Raw genomic sequence first — 17,073 nt, 5'->3', positions numbered from 1 at the left:
TTTAAGCCGTCTTCGATTCCCTCATAACCGCAGACATCGAATGTAGCAAAATCCCTGTCAGTGACATAAAAGTTCCTACAATAATAAGCAGGATCATGACCATCGTAGGCCCGAACTGCAAACCTGTACCAAAGCTAGAAAAATTATGGAAGAAGTTAGTACCCATAACCAGGCCTCCTGATCCGAGGACAATGCCAGGGGCGGTCAAGTAATATAGAGGCCTGTTGAACTCGATGTCTTTTAAGACCATGACAAGGACGCCTAAACCGTGCTTTATCGGGCTCATGGTTGAGCCGTCAACGTCATAGCGGACTCCGATTTCTACTTCTTTTATGCGGAGGCCGGAGCGGCCTGCATCGGCAAGCATTTCACTCTCGATTGCCATTCCTTTTGCGTTGAAGCGGAAGACATCTTTTATTGAGCCTGCAAATGCGCGGAAACCACTCTGGGAGTCTGTGATCTTGAGGCCCGAGTTCATATTTGTGGCAGTGTCAAGGATTGCCTGGCCGACCCGACGGTAGACTGGGGTGTTTTTGTCCGTATGGTTCAGGTAGCGGCTGCCGTTGACCATCTCGGCGTAGCCGTCGATGATTGGGGCTACCAGCCGGGGGATTTCAGAGGGGTTGTGCTGGCCGTCGGAGTCCATAGTAACTATAATGTCGGCTCCGAGGGCGGCTGCGGCTGTAAAGCCGGTTTTGAGGGCGCCTCCTTTACCCGTGTTGGTCTCGTGCACAATCACATGAGCTCCTGCTTTCCTGGCGACTGCGGCGGTCCTGTCTGAGCTGCCGTCGTCGACTACGATTACGTTATCTGCGTAGTGCCGGGTCAAGAGGACTATGCTGCCGATGGAAACCTCCTCGTTAAAGGCGGGGAGAATCACGGTTATATTTTGAGGGGTTGCCCCTCTCGTAGCTGAACTTTCCTCATTTTTAGATATTAACTGGGCGCTCTTACTCATAACCAACTCATGATTCATTCGAATAACCCCATAATAATATAATCAAACGTAGGCAAAATTACAAAGATGTGATTACATATAAAGGTATTGCGTACTGTAAATAACCCGATGATTATAAATATACCAATATTGTCATATAAATAATATAAATCGATTTAATTTTCAAATTAGTGCGCCTGCATCTTTATTTGCATCTAGTTGTTGAAGATAATCAAACTGAAATACCGTCTAGTGAAATAATATATCAGGAGGGTCGGTTTGTCTAACCGACCCTGCCATGGAATGCGCTATAATTCCCCTGAGAGCCATGTATGCCCCTGCAAGGAACAAGAAGACCATAAGGAATGTGTGCTCGAAGTTCAGGCTCGTACTGCCCAAGAAAAAGGCTTCAAGAAACTTGAAACCCATACAGAAGCCGCAGGTAGCGAGGGCAAAGCCCGGTACCGTATAGAAGTACAGGGGCCTGTTTGCTTCCATATCTTCGGCTACGGTTTTCAGGGCTCTGACGATGTACTTTACCGGGTTTCCAGGTGAAGCTTCAGAGTCGTTGAGGACTCCGATTTCGACTTCCTTTATGCGAAGGCCTGATCTGCCTATGTCGGCAAGCATTTCGTTTTCTATGGCGGTCTTTTTGCCGCTGAACCGAAAGATGTCTTTTGTTGAAGCTGCAAAGGCGCGGAAGCCGCTCTGCGTATCGGTTATTTTGAGGTTGAAGTTCATTTTTGCGGTGGTATCCTGCATCTTCTTGCCTGCACGGCGGAAAATGGAGGAGTTTTTGCCCTGATAGTTCAGGTAACGGCTGCCGTTGACCATCTCGGCATTTCCTTTAAGGATGGGGGCAAGGAGATTCGGGATATCGGCAGGGTTGTGCTGGCCGTCCGAGTCCATGGTAACTATGATATCTGCGCCGAGGGCAGCTGCGGTTTTGAATCCTGTTTTGAGGGCTTCGGCTTTTCCTTTGTTGGCTCCGTGAGCAACCACTTCAGCTCCGGCTTTTCTGGCGACTTCAGCTGTCCGGTCAGTGCTGCCGTCATCGACAACGACCACATTGTCGGCATAGAGTCTGGTAAGAAGAACCAGGCTTCCGATTGAGACTTCTTCATTGTAAGCTGGAAGGATAGCGGTTATATTTTGAGAAGATGTTCCCCTGAAATGCCGGTTCTCTTTATGGGCCGGGTACCGGGTACTGTTGCCCACAAGCTGTTCGTTACTCATTTGTATGACCCCTGTGAAATTGATATTATGAAGTAAAAATGATTATAGAGGCTCAAAAGCCCCTGAATACCGGTTATGGTGTGATTGTATGAATTTCGAATCGACTGTGTAAGTTCCTAATATACTTTAATTTTTTAGATAGACATCTGGAACACAAATATATAAATTTATTGACAGAAGGACTGCCGTATAATAGTTAATTAGTAATAAAAAAGACGAGAGAGCCGTTAATTGGACAAATATAACATTATATGACCAAGATACTTTCCTGCAAAAAAAATAAGAAATATCAGGGTGAAAAATATAAATATTCAAAAATTAAAAAATGACCCAGAAAAAAACAGTATCGTGAGAACACTAGATTTCCGTACTTAGGTACCACCTGTTTTCCAGGATTCCCGGGGATTTATTTCCAGAGGTCTGAAACTTTAGAGCCCAACTCAACTCCATCTCCCACTTGCCGCATCTGTATAAAAAAAAGAAAAAATGTGAAATAGAGTAATCTGGAAAAATAAATTGAATTAGACTACCCCAACTTGACAGGAGAAGTGCACCCAAAAATTAAAGAAGTAAAAGCAAGAAGTTAAAGCAAAGACTATACATATTAATAAAATGAAAGAACTTTAAAGTAACACATATGAATAAAATGAAAAGAACTGTAAAGTTAAAGTAAAAATGACTGAGTAAAATGACTGAGTAAAATGACTGAGTAATGGCTGGGTAACATAATTGTGAAATTTGCCCTGTTAACCAGCTTGTCTGAGCATTGTGATGACAGCAAAATACCTATATCCTGTACTTGATTATTGCTTTGGGATTTCAGCACGGCGTAATAGGCTTCAAAATAGAAATAAATAATCAGAATCAATTACATTAAAACTTGAGGAAGTAGATATATATATTCCATGAAATTAAGATTTCATGGGGTTTACACTTCTTCCTATAAAATGAAAAATAGCGAAAGAATAAAATGTATGAAAAAAAATAGTACTTCCCCGAAAGAAACCGGAGAAATTCGAAAGAAACCGGAGAAATTCGAAAGAAACCGGAGAAATAGAATACCTTGTTGAAAATTATATACCGGATGACCTGAATGACCGGAAAAAAAGTTCCTTCAGACCTCTTGACCGTTATTGGGCTTGTGATCCTTACTGATCTTTTTGTACTTATGCCCGGATTAAGTGAAACTGTGTTCCGCAATATACTCGGCCTACCCCTTGTACTTTTCCTGCCCGGGTATGCCCTGATTGCTGCACTCTTTCCTGCAAAATCCGACCTTGACGGGATTGAAAGGACAGCCCTCTCTTTCGGGCTGAGTATTGCAGTCGTACCCCTGATCGGCCTCTTCCTTAACTACACTCCGTGGGGAATACGGCTTCTGCCAATTCTACTCAGCCTATCATTATTCACATTTGCAATGTGCGGGCTTGCGTACCTGAGGCGGGTGGAACTTCCCGAAGCTGACGCATTTGAGGTGCCCTTCAAGAAAACGGCACTTGGGCTTAAAGCCGAAATCCTGGAAAAACCGGGATCAGGACTTGACAAAGCCCTTACAATTATTCTAGTTCTGTCCATCCTCCTGTCGGTTGTAACTCTTTTCTATGTAATACTTACCCCGAAAGAAGGGGAACACTTCACAGAGTTCTATATCCTCGGGCCTGAAGGGATAGCTGACAACTACCCGACAAACTATACACTCGGGGGAAGCGGGACCGTAATTGTCGGGATCGTAAACCACGAGTACAGCCCGGTAAATTATACAATGGATGTAAAGCTTGAAAACAAATCCCTTCCCCTCCCCGAAAATCTGCAGCAGATCACGCTTGCCCATAACGAGACCTGGGAAGAGCCCCTGACGCTCAGTCCTCCGATCGAAGGAAAGGACATGAAGCTTGAGTTCCTGCTCTTCAACGAAACCGACAAAAACACACCCTACAGGGACCTCCATCTCTGGATAAACGTAAACTCAACAGATAATTAAGGGAGAATAAATTAAGGGAGAATAAATTAAGGGAGAATAAATTAAGGGAGAATAGAAACTCAGCAATAGATGAGGGTGCAAATGTCTCTGAGACTGCAAAAACGTGGCTGGAAAGCAACAGTTTCCAGAGCTCTCAGACTGGCAACCTTAATATTAAATACCGGCTGCCCTTTCAAGCTTTATCTGCCTTCATTCCAGAGCTTCCTTTTGAAGAAACTCATCCGAACTGGGCATTATCTATAAATTCTCTTAATCAGTAGAGAGGATGGGCAACAGGTCATGTCAACTAACCCGCTAAATTTAAAGATTTAACGGGTTTTCTGCTGAGGTTTTATGAGTGAAATACATTTACACAATTCCTGCGGGATTGTGAACTTTTTTTGCTTTTGGATTTCAATATCCGACTGAGGTCGGATGTGAGAGGATAGTGATGAAAAGTCCAATCATTCCAGCTTTCAGGAAGTTCACAAAAATTAAAATTCATCATTAGTTCATCATTTAAAATAGCCAACTATCGACAAAACTTTATACAACATTCACAATAAATGCTTGTATAATATGAGATCTGCATAGTATCCCTTAAAATTTTGTAATAAAAAAACCAGTAAAAAATTTTAGTAGGAAATACACAAAATAGGTCTGAACCTGCCCCGATTTGAAAGAGGAGAAATTTCCGTGCAAAAGTTAATTAATTCTCATAAAAAACAAAAAGAACTGAATCTTCTAATTATCGTTTCAGTTCTGATTCTGGCTTTACTGGCAATTTCTCCGGAAGCCGCATCAAGCAGCAACCTGGAGTTATCACCTTCTCCGGAGAGGGGGCCTGTTTCAGAACAGATACGTGCCGACACCCTGGAAGAAACAGGAGATTCCGGAGTTGTTATAACCTCGAATGAAGATCCTGAAACACCCCTGAAAATGGGACAGTATCTACACATTGGGTATACGATAATGGGAATAGGGGCAGCAGTTCTGGTCCTCCTTGCATATCTGCGCATGGATCCGGGAGAGCCCAGACTTGCAAAAGATTTTCTTGGGGACCTCCGTTCGCTTAAAATTTGGAAAACAGCCAGGACCGAAGAGTCTGAGGAACCTGCAGAAACTGATAAGGAAAAAGACGAGGTCAAAAAACTCAGGCTCCTTACCGCATTGCCTGTCCTGAGCATAACCCTTGCCGAAATCCTGATCTTTTCAGGCAGGATGGGAGCAGCTGTCTGGATACATATAGGTACCCTTATTGCTCTTTCCCTTTCCAACATATTAATAAGAGATCTCGAAGTCCACAAAATCTATCAGGCCATGATGTTGCTTCCGGTCCTCAGGCTGATAAATCTGTCAATGCCCATTTTTTATGAAACAACCCTTTATACCTTCGTTTTCATCTACGGCCCCCTGGCAATCCCCCTGGCAATCATAGTAATGAACCAGCAGTATTCCCTTGAACAGATCGGGATTACTCAGAAACACATAATACCCTACATGCTTCTCTCAGTCCCACTGGGTTTCCTGCTTGGACTTGGAGAGTATCTGACCATCAGGACAGATTACCTGATCCCTGATCTCACCTTCACAAATCTTCTCAAGCTTACCATTATAATGGTTTTTTTCGTGGGTCTTGTAGAGGAACTGATCTTCAGGTCAGTCCTGCAGACCAGGCTCGAAGATGCGCTCAGTGTGCGGGAAGCCTTGTTAATTTCAAGCCTTCTGTTCGGGCTAATGCACTCCGGATACGGCACCTACCAGGAAATCCTCTATACCGGCTTTGTAGGATTTATCATGGGTTTTGTATATTATAGAACAAAAAGTCTGCCCTTTATTACTGTGCTCCACGGTTTTGTCAATGTTTTCCTTTTCGGCATCCTGCCTCACCTGAGCATTTGATCTTGTTTATCAACCCCAAGAGAAATCATATAAAAATTCTTTTTTTGAGAAAACTCCCCCGGGCAATCGGCACTCAACCTCCTTTTTTTAGATCTGCCTCCGGAAAAAATCCTGAAGACTCTGTAGAAGAAAAAAAGGGGAATGGGGCCTTAAGCAAAACCCGAAGAAAAGGCCATTCCTGAAGAGAAAAAGACTCAGTAAAAACAGTCCGGGCATGAAAAAATTAAATGAAAAAGAGAATTCTTTTTTCAAAAATCGGAATTAAAGAATCGTGGAAACCTTGAAGATGACAATTGCAGTAAAACTCAAAAGCAAAGGAATAATTGCCACATTAAAAGAACTGTTAATTAATTTATTCCAGTATTTGGACGCCGAAAGGACTTCCTTAAGAGAAAGGAGAGCAATAAGTCCGACAACCATATCGGACCCATACTGAGGAAGTCCTGGGATCGTAACCATGTAAGATACAGTTTGAGTAGCACTTGATGAGATTATACTTAACAACATACAGACGCCTCTATAAACACAAAAGCATATACCTCGAATAGTTCAGAATCACCTGTATAAGAATAAATTACTGATATAATATTAGATTATTGGCATAATAATACAATATACTATAAAGTCCTTATACTAATTCCAAATTTTAAGATTAGGAAGGTTCTTTGGCAGCCCTCAAGTCAAAGGACTACATTTTTACAATTAAGCAAAGTAAGGTTATGACTTAAGTCAGGAAGTATTTAGGCTCGTAACACAGAAACATTGGCATAATAGTACAATTATACTATAAAATTCTTTCTACAAATTCCTAAATTTTAAGAGGAGGAAGGTTCTTTGGCAGCCCTCAAGTCAAAGGACTACATTTTTACAATTAAGCAAAGTAAGGTTATGACTTAAGTCAGGAAGTATTTAAGCTCGTAACACAGAAATAAACATCATGAGAGAGAAAATGCTGGACATAAGAAACTCGAATTCCACAAAATCCAGGGCTTCAACAAACAAAATAAAATAAAGAATTGATATAAAAAATAGGCAATGAAACTGTGCAAATAATCCGGGTCGGGTCCCTGCAGACAGTTGTTAAAAAGTTGCCCCTTGTAGCCTATATTAGTCAGCTTTTCCCTATGCTCAATCTCGCCCTGGTTTTTATCAATTTTCCGGCATTAGTATTTCCTTAAGTTATTTTATTTTTAGCAGCCCTCAATATTGTTTACTTTTCTTTGCTTTTCTTAGCTTTTGAATATTCTCGCATCCCGGTCCTTCAGACATTCCAGATTTCAGGCTCTTGACCCTGAATTCATGAAAAAGAAAATCGGCAGATAAAATACAGAAAAAAAGTCACTAAAAAAGAGAAAAGTAGTGCAGAAATGCACGAAATGAGTTTATTGGTGGCAAAAAAGAAGAGATGATTCCGGAAGCCCGGAATTAAATAATCATGGCAACCTGGAAAATGACAATTGCAGTAAAACTGAAGAGTAAAGGCAGGATTGCCATATTAAAAGAACTGTTAAGGGACTTGTTCCAGTGTTTGGATGCCGAAAGAACTTCTTTTAAAGAAAGAAGGCCTATCAGCCCGATAACTACCGCTGCACCGAACTGAGGAAGCCCGGGACTCGTAACCATGGAAATCGCACTCGACGAAATTATGCTTAATAGAATAAAGATACCTCCCATAAATAATGACTTAGACACACACAATACTTAGTTAAATTAGTCATATAGAAAGAGCATATACTATATAAAAGTTTCTTGAAAGATTGAATAATTAGGATGTGATATTGATTTGATATTGATTTGATTATTATCATAGAATTATAGACAAAAATCTCACCGAAATTGGAAAACAAGGAGAAAAATCAAGATACATAGACCTAAATACAGTTTAAGAGAGAAATTTATCAGCCAAGATTAATTATAAACGTAGAGAAGAAACGCAAGAAAAGAATATAACCATTAAATAACATTAAAGAAGTATTTGATAAAAACAAAAGAGAGTTAAAATAAAAATTATACATATTGTTAATTTTAAAAAAAAATAGGTAGTAGGCAGAACTCAGGATATACTATTAAAAAAACAAACAAAATATAAAATTTTATAATTAATTTGTAGAAAATTTAACTCACTATCAATAGAAATGTATATAACATTCACAGTAAAAACCTATAGAATATTCTTTTAATAGCATAATTATAAATGTTTATTTTTGTTAATTATGTCAAAAAATTTAAATAGACACATGAGAAACATAATTAAAAAGTTCTGGTTTGAAAAGGAGTAGTGCCCGTGCAAAAATCCATTAACCCCCATCAAAAGCGAAAAAAAACTGCCTTTATGATCACCTCCCTTTCGGTTCTGATTATGGCTTTACTGATAATCTCACCTACAGCTGCAGCAGTTAGCAACTGGGATTTATCCCCTGAAAACCCCGTTCTTGGAGATACCCTTCGAATTAAAGGGAGTGCATCTCCAGAAGAGGAAATCGAAATACAGGCAACTTTTGAAAAAGCTGTTCCAGTATCCGGGGGGGAGTACGAGTGCATATTGGAAGGCGTGAAAATCCCTGAAGGGTTCGAAAATCGCTTTACGGTCCAGGCCAGCGGAGCCAAAAACCTCAATGTCAGAGTAAAAATAGTGGTCTGGGTGACAAAAAGCTCAGAGGCTTCTGGAAATACTGCAGTAGTCTCACAGTCAAATGTACCTCCAGGGACATACAATATAAAGATAGATGGGGACGCTAAAGAAGGAGTTTCAAATGTGAAACTGAAGGTTACGGCTCTTCAGGGTATAGAGGCTGATTCAAATGGAGAATTCAGTTACTCATATAACACAAAAGCGATTCCACCTGGGGACCTTGAGATAGAAGTAGGGGGAATAACAAAAACAGTAACCATTAAGTCTGAAGAAGATTCAGGCTCAACTTCAGGTGATTCTTCAACAGATGATTCTTCAACAGATGATTCTTCGACAGATGATTCTTCAACAGATGATTCTTCGACAGATGATTCTTCGACAGATGATTCTTCGACAGATGATTCTTCAACAGGAGATTCCTCGACAGATGATTCTTCAACAGGTGATTCCTCGACAGATGATTCTTCAACAGGTGATTCCTCGACAGATGATTCTTCGACAGGTGATTCCTCGACAGATGATTCTTCAACAGATTCTTCTTTCTCAGGTTCTTCTTCCAAAGAAACCAAACCTTCCATGAAACCAACAAACTCCGAAACTGTGAAAGAAAGTGGGGTTTATGAAGATTTAACTTCGGATGAAAGTCTCGTAGGGGGAGACAATCAAGCACAGCTTCCCGGAAATAATACCCAAACTTCCGAAGCTTCAATACAATTTGAAGATAAATTTTACCTGTTAGCAGGAATGGTAGCAGGACTTCTGATCCTGATAGTATATTTAAGGAAGAAATGAAGTAAAAAAACAACAATGTCAGGTGATTATACAAAAAATATTGCTATCTTTAGAAAGAATAGTCAAAAAAAACTAAACAAATAAATTGGGGGTATATACCTGAAAAAAAGTATACTGATAATTACACTAAGTATATTCATATTAACCTCTGCAACAGCAATTGCAGGCAACAACGAAAGAGGTCCAAACCCCATTGGTGATATAAACTTCACCGATAGGGTTGTTTATTTCTTGGACCACACCAACAACCCAGCGGAAGGAAATTGGATTGCAATAGGTTCCTCCGAAGAGAGAAGAATTCAGCTTCCTCAGCCGATAAAACTTACATACAATAGCCCGAAATCAATAGAATATGGGGAAGCTTCTGGAACTCTGTATAAAGACGAAAATGAAAGTTACACTATAATATACCCATCATCTTATGCCTATACCACCCATCCAATTTACCTGCCTGGAGAAAATATCGTCATATCTTTTTATGGGGAGTCCGGACTGGAAGGAAAGGTGGATATATACCTTATCAAAGCGACCCGGAACTTAATGTTCGGGGCCTTCGACGCCTTTTACACAAAAGATGTAGGAGACTTAAACAGATTCTTCAACAACACCGTGGACGAGAACTATAAAAAATACTCTGCTGTGCTCGGAAATAATGGGGATTTGTTAAATTATAATTTAGGGCCACTTGATGCGGGACAGTACAGTATAATTATGACCCAGGAAAATGAAGACGGCAGTCTGACAGTATTTTCTGCAACAGCCTTTGTGGTTATGGAACATAAACTACTCGTTTCAACTCCTGGAAGCATAGTAAACTGGGAAGACCCGAACATGAACGGTCTTGAAGATCTTGAAGACATTTTTGCAGACCTGAACATAAGCATTCCTATAATAGATCTTGAAGACCTGTACACGAGCATGCCTGTAATCATAGAAAACGGGAAAGACCTAGACTTAAGCATGGATCTTACGAATGCTCCAGACGAAAATAACTGTATTTATGGAGCAGTACTCATCAATGAACAGGCATATGAGGCAAAAATAGATATCAATTCCGATGGCACAAGAGGCGGCACATCAGTAATAGTAAATGGTGTGGACGTTATAGATGAGTTTGACATAAACTCCTCAAATTTCAGGTCAAAAATGACTAAAAACGAGCTTCAGAAAGAAATCCAGGTCCTGATAGGGGAAGAAAAAGGTTCCATAGCAATAGGAGAAAGAGGCCAGAAAACATTATCACTTACCACTTTTGATCTGCCTGCGGGCCACTATTACCTCTTTGTAGGAGCATATTGCCCGGGAAAGGAGCTTATAGGGCTTACTCAGCTCAAAGTTTTGATTATACCAAAGGGCTACCCTGGCGGAGATGATGGTCCTGGTGGAGACGATGGTCCTGGCGGAGATGATGGTCCTGGTGGAGACGATGGTCCTGGCGGAGATGATGGTCCTGGCGGAGACGATGGTCCTGGCGGAGATGATGGTCCTGGCGGAGATGATGGTCCTGGCGGAGACGATGGTCCTGGCGGAGACGATGGTCCTGGCGGAGATGATGGTCCTGGCGGAGACGATGGTCCTGGTGGAGACGATGGTCCTGGCGGAGACGATGGTCCTGGCGGAGATGATGGTCCTGGTGGAGACGATGGTTCTGGCGGAGACGATGGTCCTGGCGGAGACGATGGTTCTGACGGACACGATGGTTCTGGCGGACACAATGGTTCTGGATGGAAAGATAAAGAGTCTAAAGAACCTGAGGAAAATGTCCGAAGCAAGGAACAATGCAAGAAGTTCGTTACAAAGAACAGCTATGTAAAATTCGAATTCGCTGAAAAAAATACCTGCGTTGATTACCTGGAATTTAAATCCAAGATAACTACTGAAACTACAATAGCCACTATCGAAGAACTGAAAGAAAAATCTACACTTGTGCCCATCGAACCCGAAGGAGAAATCTATAATTACTTCAATGTCCGGATTGGCGATGGTGAATTTTCAAATTCGGATAACCTTAGGAACGCTATTGTAGGGTTCAGGATAAGCAAAGACTGGATTGATGAAAACCACATCAATAGCGACTCAATAACCCTTCAGCACTTCGACAAAGATAAATGGACATCCCTTCCAACTAAAAAGATTAGCGAAAACAAGAATTATATTTACTTTAAAGCTGAAACTCCCGGTTTCTCTCAGTTTGCAATATCAATTGAAAAGAATGCGACAGGTACTGAGGCGGGAGGAGAAAATCAGGGATCTTCAGAAATTGTGCCACAGAAAGAACCAAAAGTAACAGACGAGACTGGCACTGCAGCTCAGGAAAATAAAAACCAGACAATTTCGAAAATTGCTACCTTCTTTGCAGGGTTACTTGCAATCCTCATTATAGGTGCGATTATAATGAAAAAAAAGAAACCTGAGTAAAGATAAGATACATAAAAAAAGGTAAAAACAGGAGACCTTGTGTCTTCTGTTCTAATTTTTTTGAAATAGATAAATTCTTACGACTTTAAATAAGGCTCTTTAATCCCTGTTCCAGTTCGATCTCACCTTTCCACCAGCCGGAAATTTTTGAGACATCTGCCCTGGAGTCTCGAACATCTCCTGCCCTTGATCCGGCATGAACGATCTGGCTTGAGGAACCGGTCAGTTTAAGAATAGTCTCAGCAAGCTCGAGGACTGTTACACTTTTTCCCATAGCCACATTGAAAAACTGACCATCCCCGTGCTCGAGAGCTGCTGCATTTGCCCTGACAACATCTCTTACATGAACGAAATCCCTGCTCTGAAGTCCGTCACCGTAAATAAGAAGATCCTTTCCTGCCTTTGCCCTTTCCAAAAAAATGGGGATCACGGCAGCATACGGAGATTTCGGGTCCTGACGTGGGCCGTATACATTAAAGTAACGCAGGCAGGTAGTCCGAAGCCCGTGCTCCTCATAAAACATTCTTGCCAGGTATTCTCCGTCCAGTTTGGAGATTGCATAAGGCGAGGCAGGTTCAGGATACATAGCCTCTCTTTTAGGAAGCTCAGGGTTATTTCCATAAACTGCAGCTGAGGATGCGGTCACAAATTTTTCGACTCCTGCCCTGACACATGCCTGCAATACATTAAGTGTTCCAAGTGTATTTATCCGGAAAGCCTCAACTGGATTTTCACAGCTTAGCGGCACTGATACGAGAGCAGCTTCATGAAAAACGCAGTCCATACCCGAGACAGCCTTTTCGACCGAAGAGGAATCACAGATATCCCCCTGAACGAATTCGACATTCCTGTGCTGAGGGACATTTCGGGAAAAACCCGTAGTGAGATTATCAAGTATCCTCACACTATGTCCTGCTTCTGCGAAATACTCAGCTATATGGGAGCCTATGAAACCTGCTCCTCCTGTAACCAGCACATTCATGTTCCGAAAGAAGGAAAAGGTACAAAATAAAATTTTCCATGCCGGCCTGAAAGTTCCATAGTTTTGGATAAAAAAAATGAAAGATAGAAGAAACAGAGATCATCAGGAGAAAATTTTATCAGAAGGGAAAATTTTTTCATCGAAAGAAGCTTTATGAATACAGGGGAATTAAAAAAATTGGGGAAATTCAGGCCACCACGATAAACCAGCTGATCAGTAAAGTACAGTTATCCGTACAGCTTGAGGGAACTGGATAATTTCCAGAAAATAAATTCAAATTAGTGGCTTACTTATCGGTTTACCAGAACAATTGAATAATCTATAGGAGATTGGCGGGAAGCTCACATAACTATAAATTATAGGAAGAGAGTATACTAAATATTTTAGCAGTGATAAAAATGGCTGGAAACCGACAATTGCCTCTGGATCTGCTGCTTGTAGCAGGTCTTGTAATCCTTACTGATATTTTCGTACTTGTGCCCGTACTTAGCGGGAGCTTTCTGCGCACAATCCTTGGACTTCTCCTGGTCCTTTTCTTACCGGGGTATGCCCTGATAGGGACTCTTTTTCCTGCAAAAAAAGATCTGGAAGGAATTGAGAGAGCCCTGCTTTCCTTAGGGTTAAGCATTGCCGTAGTCCCACTCATGGGACTTGGAATGAACTACACTGACTGGGGAATCAGGGAAGTTCCCGTACTCACAGGGCTTTCAATATTTACTCTTCTCATGTGCGGGGCGGCATGCTACAGAAGACTCCAGCTGCCTGAAGCTGAAGCCTTTGAAGTCCCGTTCAAAGCGTCTATCCTTGCCCTGAAGGCAGAGCTTCTGGAGAAGCACGGGTCCGGAACCGACAGAGCCCTTTCAATCTTACTGGTAATTTCGGTTCTGGCCTCTCTTGGCAGCCTTGCTTATGTCATAGGAAATCCCAAAGAAGGAGAGTCATTCACCGAATTTTACATCCTGGGACCTGACAGAATGGCTGAGAACTACCCCACAAACTACACCCTCGGAGACAGTGGGACAGTAGTGGTAGGAATTGCAAACCATGAGCACAGAACTGTAGATTATACGATGGAACTGAGGCTTGAAAATCGTCCCCTGCCTCTTCCGGAAAACCAGAAATATATCAGCCTTGACGATAACGCATCCTGGGAAGAACCAGTCACTTTTACTCCACCCATAGAAGGAAAGGATATGAAACTGGAGTTTCTGCTTTTTAATGATACTGAAAAAAACGTACCTTACAGGAATGTCCATCTCTGGATTAATGTTACAAAGGAGGCCTGACGATGGCACCTCCAGAATATCCACCCTCGGAACTGGAAGCAGGAAAGATCTCTTTGCCGGAGCTTGGGAAAATGTTTAAAATGAAGACTGATGAAAAAAACGGGTTCCTAAAAAAAATATTTTCCGCAGGAGGTCCTGTTATTGCTATTGCTTTTGCCGAACTGTTAATTTTTAGCGGCAGAATAAAAGAAGCCGCAATAACCTATACATTACTTCTTATCATCTTTTCACTTTCAATAATAGTTTCAAAAAAACTGGAGATACGCAAAATTCACCAGGCGTTTATACTCCTGCCCATTCTTCGCCTGGTAAACCTTTCAATGCCTATCTTCTTTGAATCCAACCTTTACTCATTCGTATTCATATATGTACCCATGGCAATTCCGGCAATTATAATATCCGTTTATCAGGAAATTCCGGGGGAAAGAAAAGTAGATTTACTCAAGAAAATGAAAATTTATCTGCCCTCTTCTATCCTTGCAGGCCTGATTTTTGCAGAGTTAGAAAATGTATTCATTCAAGCCAGGCCTCTTATTCCTGATCTTTCACTCATTAACCTGCTGGAACTAACAATTATAATGATTTTTGTAGTCAGCCTTACAGAAGAATTCATCTTCAGAGGGATTATCCAGACAAGGCTGGAAGAATTCTTAGGCCCTGCGGGAGGCATCCTGCTAGCAAGCCTTTTATTCGGGATAATGCATTCAAGCTATGGCACACCTTACGAAATGGCATATACTTTTCTTGCAGGTGGCGTACTCGGGTATTTCTTTTACAGGACAAAGAGCCTTGCTCTCGTAGTAATGATCCACGGTTTTATAAACATATTTTTATACGGGCTAATTCCTCACCTGGGGCCTGGACTGGGACTGGTATAAGAACTGTTGAAAAAAGTATAAAAGAAACTACATATTACAGAGCACATAACTTAAGTAAGTTAATAGAGAGTGAACTACCCCACCCTGCTTTCTGATGAAAACGAGGGCGGAGCTTCCTTCGAATGATTACGTCACTTGGATATTTGCAGTAATGCAAGTATCCATCTGTAATCCTGTTTGTCGAAGATTATCAGAAAATTTCTGATAGCTTGTCCACTGAAGTCTATGATGCTCAAACCAAACAGAGCAGGACCAGAGCTCCTATTTTATTTATTCATTATACCAACCCTGTTTTTCAGAGCTGCAACCTCTCCTGCCGCTGCAAAGGTAACAGGCTGAAAACTAAGCCCCGAGAACCCTGAAATTGGGGACACCCTTATAATTAGCGGGCTTGCCTCCCCTGAAGAAGAAGTGGAGATTTTGGTTTCCTTTGAAAAGACTGTGCCTGTATACCTGAGAGAGTACAATTACAAGGTTCTCTCAAAGACAGAGAGCGCCTAGACCGGTAACGGAACAGCTACTGTATCCTATTCAGGGGTTTCTCCAGGAGCATACAGGGTTAGAATAGACGGTATAGCAGAAGATGAGGCTTAACCTGAAAATCACAACAATTAATGAGATGAAGATACTGCTACGGCTACAACTGCTGGAAAAGTTCCATCAAAAGATTCAGCAAAAGAGCGGGAAATTCAGGAGTATGAAAATCAGGCTCTCAGATTCTTCTATTTGCTTGCCGGAATCGTAACAGGTGTTGAGATTTTACTGGTAGTCAGGAGAAGAAGTAAGAGAGGGAAGAAGTAAGAGAAAAAAGAAGTAAGAGAGGGGAGAAGTAAGAGAAAAAAGAAGTAAGAGAGGGGAGAAGTAAGAGAGGGGAGAAGTAAGAGAAAAAAGAAGTAAAAGGAAAAAGAAGTAAGGATTACCGCCCTCTTTATGCCCTGTGCCCCACAGAATATATAAGTGTGGCTCTCTTTAGAAGGAGTCAAAAGTTCTTTATTAACGAGATTTCAGGGCATTTTGGAGAAAAAGGATATGGAAAGGCACTCAAATCGCTTCTGGGAAATTGATTGCCTGCGGGGTTTTGCCGTTATTTTAATGCTTGGATATCATTTTCTCTATGACCTGGATTTTTTCGGGCTTGCTGATATTGAGTTAAGGTCCGGCACTTTTCTTTATATTGGTAGGGGTTCAGCTTTCCTTTTTATTCTGATATCCGGAACCGCTCTTTCCATAAGCCATTCAAGAGCTCTTGCTAATGAAGTCTCAGGAAAGCCTGCAAAAAATTTTTCAAAATACCTTAAAAGAGGGCTGAGACTTTTTTCAATGGGAATGATAATCACAGGGATAACCTGGTTTTTTTTTCCGGGACAGTATATTCTCTTCGGGATCCTGCACTTTTTCGGAGTCTCTGCAGTGCTTGCTTACCCTTTCCTGAAATACGAAAGAGAAAACCTGCTTTTCTGCCTGTTTTTTACAATTATAGGATTCTACCTCAAAGAGAGAACTTTCGGATTTTCTGCTCTACTCTGGATGGGCTTCAAGCCTGAAGGCTTCATAACCCTTGACTATTTTCCTCTGTTTCCCTGGTTTGGAGTGCTCCTTGCAGGAATTTTCCTTGGGAACTCTCTTTATAAAGGTGGGAATAGGAAGTTTGAAATCCCTGAAGCAGACAAATTTTTGCTTTTGAAACTCATTTCCTGGGTAGGAAAACATTCTCTGTTCATATATTTCATTCACCAGCCTGTTTTCCTCGGGTTTTTGCTTCTGAGCGGGCTCCTTGACCCGGGAATGCTCTAGATATATTCTACGTGCCCGGTTTATTTCGTAAAAAACTGCTTTTTCGCCTGCTTTTTTGGCGAAAAGGGAATTAACAGAAGGAACTTAAACCTGCTGGTTTTATATATAATATAGAATACTTAATTTTACATTATTATCCGGCATCAATATACAGTGTATCAATATACAGTGTACCAATATACAATGTAACTGCTCATTAGTATATTATTCACATAAATATTATTCACATAAATATTATTCACATAACCGATAATAT

The 17,073-nt window shown here is 41.3% G+C and carries 13 protein-coding genes; 7 read left to right on the top strand and 6 right to left on the bottom strand.

Features of this window, described 5'->3' with window-relative positions; genetic code table 11:
* Position 1: 1 nt before the first annotated feature.
* Complete coding sequence (locus MSWHS_RS10495; RefSeq protein ID WP_048159027.1) at positions 2 to 976, bottom strand: glycosyltransferase family 2 protein; 975 nt, start codon at positions 974 to 976, stop codon at positions 2 to 4.
* A gap of 210 nt (positions 977 to 1,186) precedes the next feature.
* Complete coding sequence (locus MSWHS_RS10490; RefSeq protein ID WP_048159026.1) at positions 1,187 to 2,173, bottom strand: glycosyltransferase family 2 protein; 987 nt, start codon at positions 2,171 to 2,173, stop codon at positions 1,187 to 1,189.
* A gap of 1,093 nt (positions 2,174 to 3,266) precedes the next feature.
* Between MSWHS_RS10490 and MSWHS_RS10485 the strand changes: the two genes are divergently transcribed.
* On the top strand, positions 3,267 to 4,154 hold the full coding sequence (locus MSWHS_RS10485) for a DUF1616 domain-containing protein (protein WP_048129953.1): 888 nt from the start codon (positions 3,267 to 3,269) through the stop codon (positions 4,152 to 4,154).
* A 675-nt stretch (positions 4,155 to 4,829) separates the two neighbouring features.
* Positions 4,830 to 6,035, top strand: a complete 1,206-nt coding sequence (locus MSWHS_RS10480) for a CPBP family intramembrane glutamic endopeptidase (protein ID WP_231585391.1) — start codon at positions 4,830 to 4,832, stop codon at positions 6,033 to 6,035.
* A gap of 261 nt (positions 6,036 to 6,296) precedes the next feature.
* On the opposite strand, the gene MSWHS_RS10470 is transcribed toward MSWHS_RS10480, so the two are convergent.
* Together MSWHS_RS10470 and MSWHS_RS10465 are read right to left on the bottom strand one after the other, a co-directional pair.
* The gene (locus MSWHS_RS10470; RefSeq protein WP_048129955.1) at positions 6,297 to 6,542 is read right to left on the bottom strand and encodes a hypothetical protein; all 246 of its coding nucleotides are present in this window, start codon (positions 6,540 to 6,542) and stop codon (positions 6,297 to 6,299) included.
* A gap of 918 nt (positions 6,543 to 7,460) precedes the next feature.
* Positions 7,461 to 7,658 carry a hypothetical protein gene (locus tag MSWHS_RS10465; RefSeq protein WP_082088194.1) on the bottom strand — a complete coding sequence of 66 codons (198 nt, stop codon included), beginning with the start codon at positions 7,656 to 7,658 and terminating at the stop codon, positions 7,461 to 7,463.
* Between the two features lie 661 nt (positions 7,659 to 8,319).
* On the opposite strand from MSWHS_RS10465, the gene MSWHS_RS20980 reads away from it, so the two are divergent.
* Positions 8,320 to 9,459, top strand: coding sequence for a hypothetical protein (locus MSWHS_RS20980; RefSeq protein ID WP_052722694.1), 1,140 nt, complete (start codon positions 8,320 to 8,322; stop codon positions 9,457 to 9,459).
* A 231-nt stretch (positions 9,460 to 9,690) separates the two neighbouring features.
* Complete coding sequence (locus MSWHS_RS18520) at positions 9,691 to 11,877, top strand: TIGR04279 domain-containing protein (RefSeq protein ID WP_052722693.1); 2,187 nt, start codon at positions 9,691 to 9,693, stop codon at positions 11,875 to 11,877.
* Positions 11,878 to 11,962: 85 nt separating this feature from the next.
* Here the strand turns inward: MSWHS_RS18520 and MSWHS_RS10445 are convergent, their stop codons facing one another.
* Positions 11,963 to 12,859, bottom strand: a complete 897-nt coding sequence (locus tag MSWHS_RS10445; protein ID WP_048159024.1) for an SDR family NAD(P)-dependent oxidoreductase — start codon at positions 12,857 to 12,859, stop codon at positions 11,963 to 11,965.
* Between the two features lie 398 nt (positions 12,860 to 13,257).
* Here MSWHS_RS10445 and MSWHS_RS10440 point away from each other — a divergent pair, with 398 nt between their 5' ends.
* Positions 13,258 to 14,145 carry a DUF1616 domain-containing protein gene (locus MSWHS_RS10440; protein ID WP_048129958.1) on the top strand — a complete coding sequence of 296 codons (888 nt, stop codon included), beginning with the start codon at positions 13,258 to 13,260 and terminating at the stop codon, positions 14,143 to 14,145.
* A 2-nt stretch (positions 14,146 to 14,147) separates the two neighbouring features.
* Positions 14,148 to 15,023, top strand: a complete 876-nt coding sequence (locus MSWHS_RS10435; RefSeq protein WP_048129959.1) for a CPBP family intramembrane glutamic endopeptidase — start codon at positions 14,148 to 14,150, stop codon at positions 15,021 to 15,023.
* A 266-nt stretch (positions 15,024 to 15,289) separates the two neighbouring features.
* Here the strand turns inward: MSWHS_RS10435 and MSWHS_RS20365 are convergent, their stop codons facing one another.
* The gene (locus tag MSWHS_RS20365; RefSeq protein WP_048159023.1) at positions 15,290 to 15,490 is read right to left on the bottom strand and encodes a hypothetical protein; all 201 of its coding nucleotides are present in this window, start codon (positions 15,488 to 15,490) and stop codon (positions 15,290 to 15,292) included.
* Positions 15,491 to 16,052: 562 nt separating this feature from the next.
* On the opposite strand from MSWHS_RS20365, the gene MSWHS_RS10420 reads away from it, so the two are divergent.
* A complete protein-coding gene (locus tag MSWHS_RS10420) occupies positions 16,053 to 16,817 on the top strand; it encodes a heparan-alpha-glucosaminide N-acetyltransferase (RefSeq protein WP_048129961.1) in 765 nt (254 codons plus the stop codon).
* The last annotated feature ends 256 nt before the right edge of the window (positions 16,818 to 17,073 follow it).

This window comes from Methanosarcina sp. WWM596 (genome assembly GCF_000969965.1).
GTDB lineage: Archaea > Halobacteriota > Methanosarcinia > Methanosarcinales > Methanosarcinaceae > Methanosarcina.
Note: the sequence above shows the minus strand (reverse complement) of the source record. Positions and strands in the feature narration are given on the sequence as shown.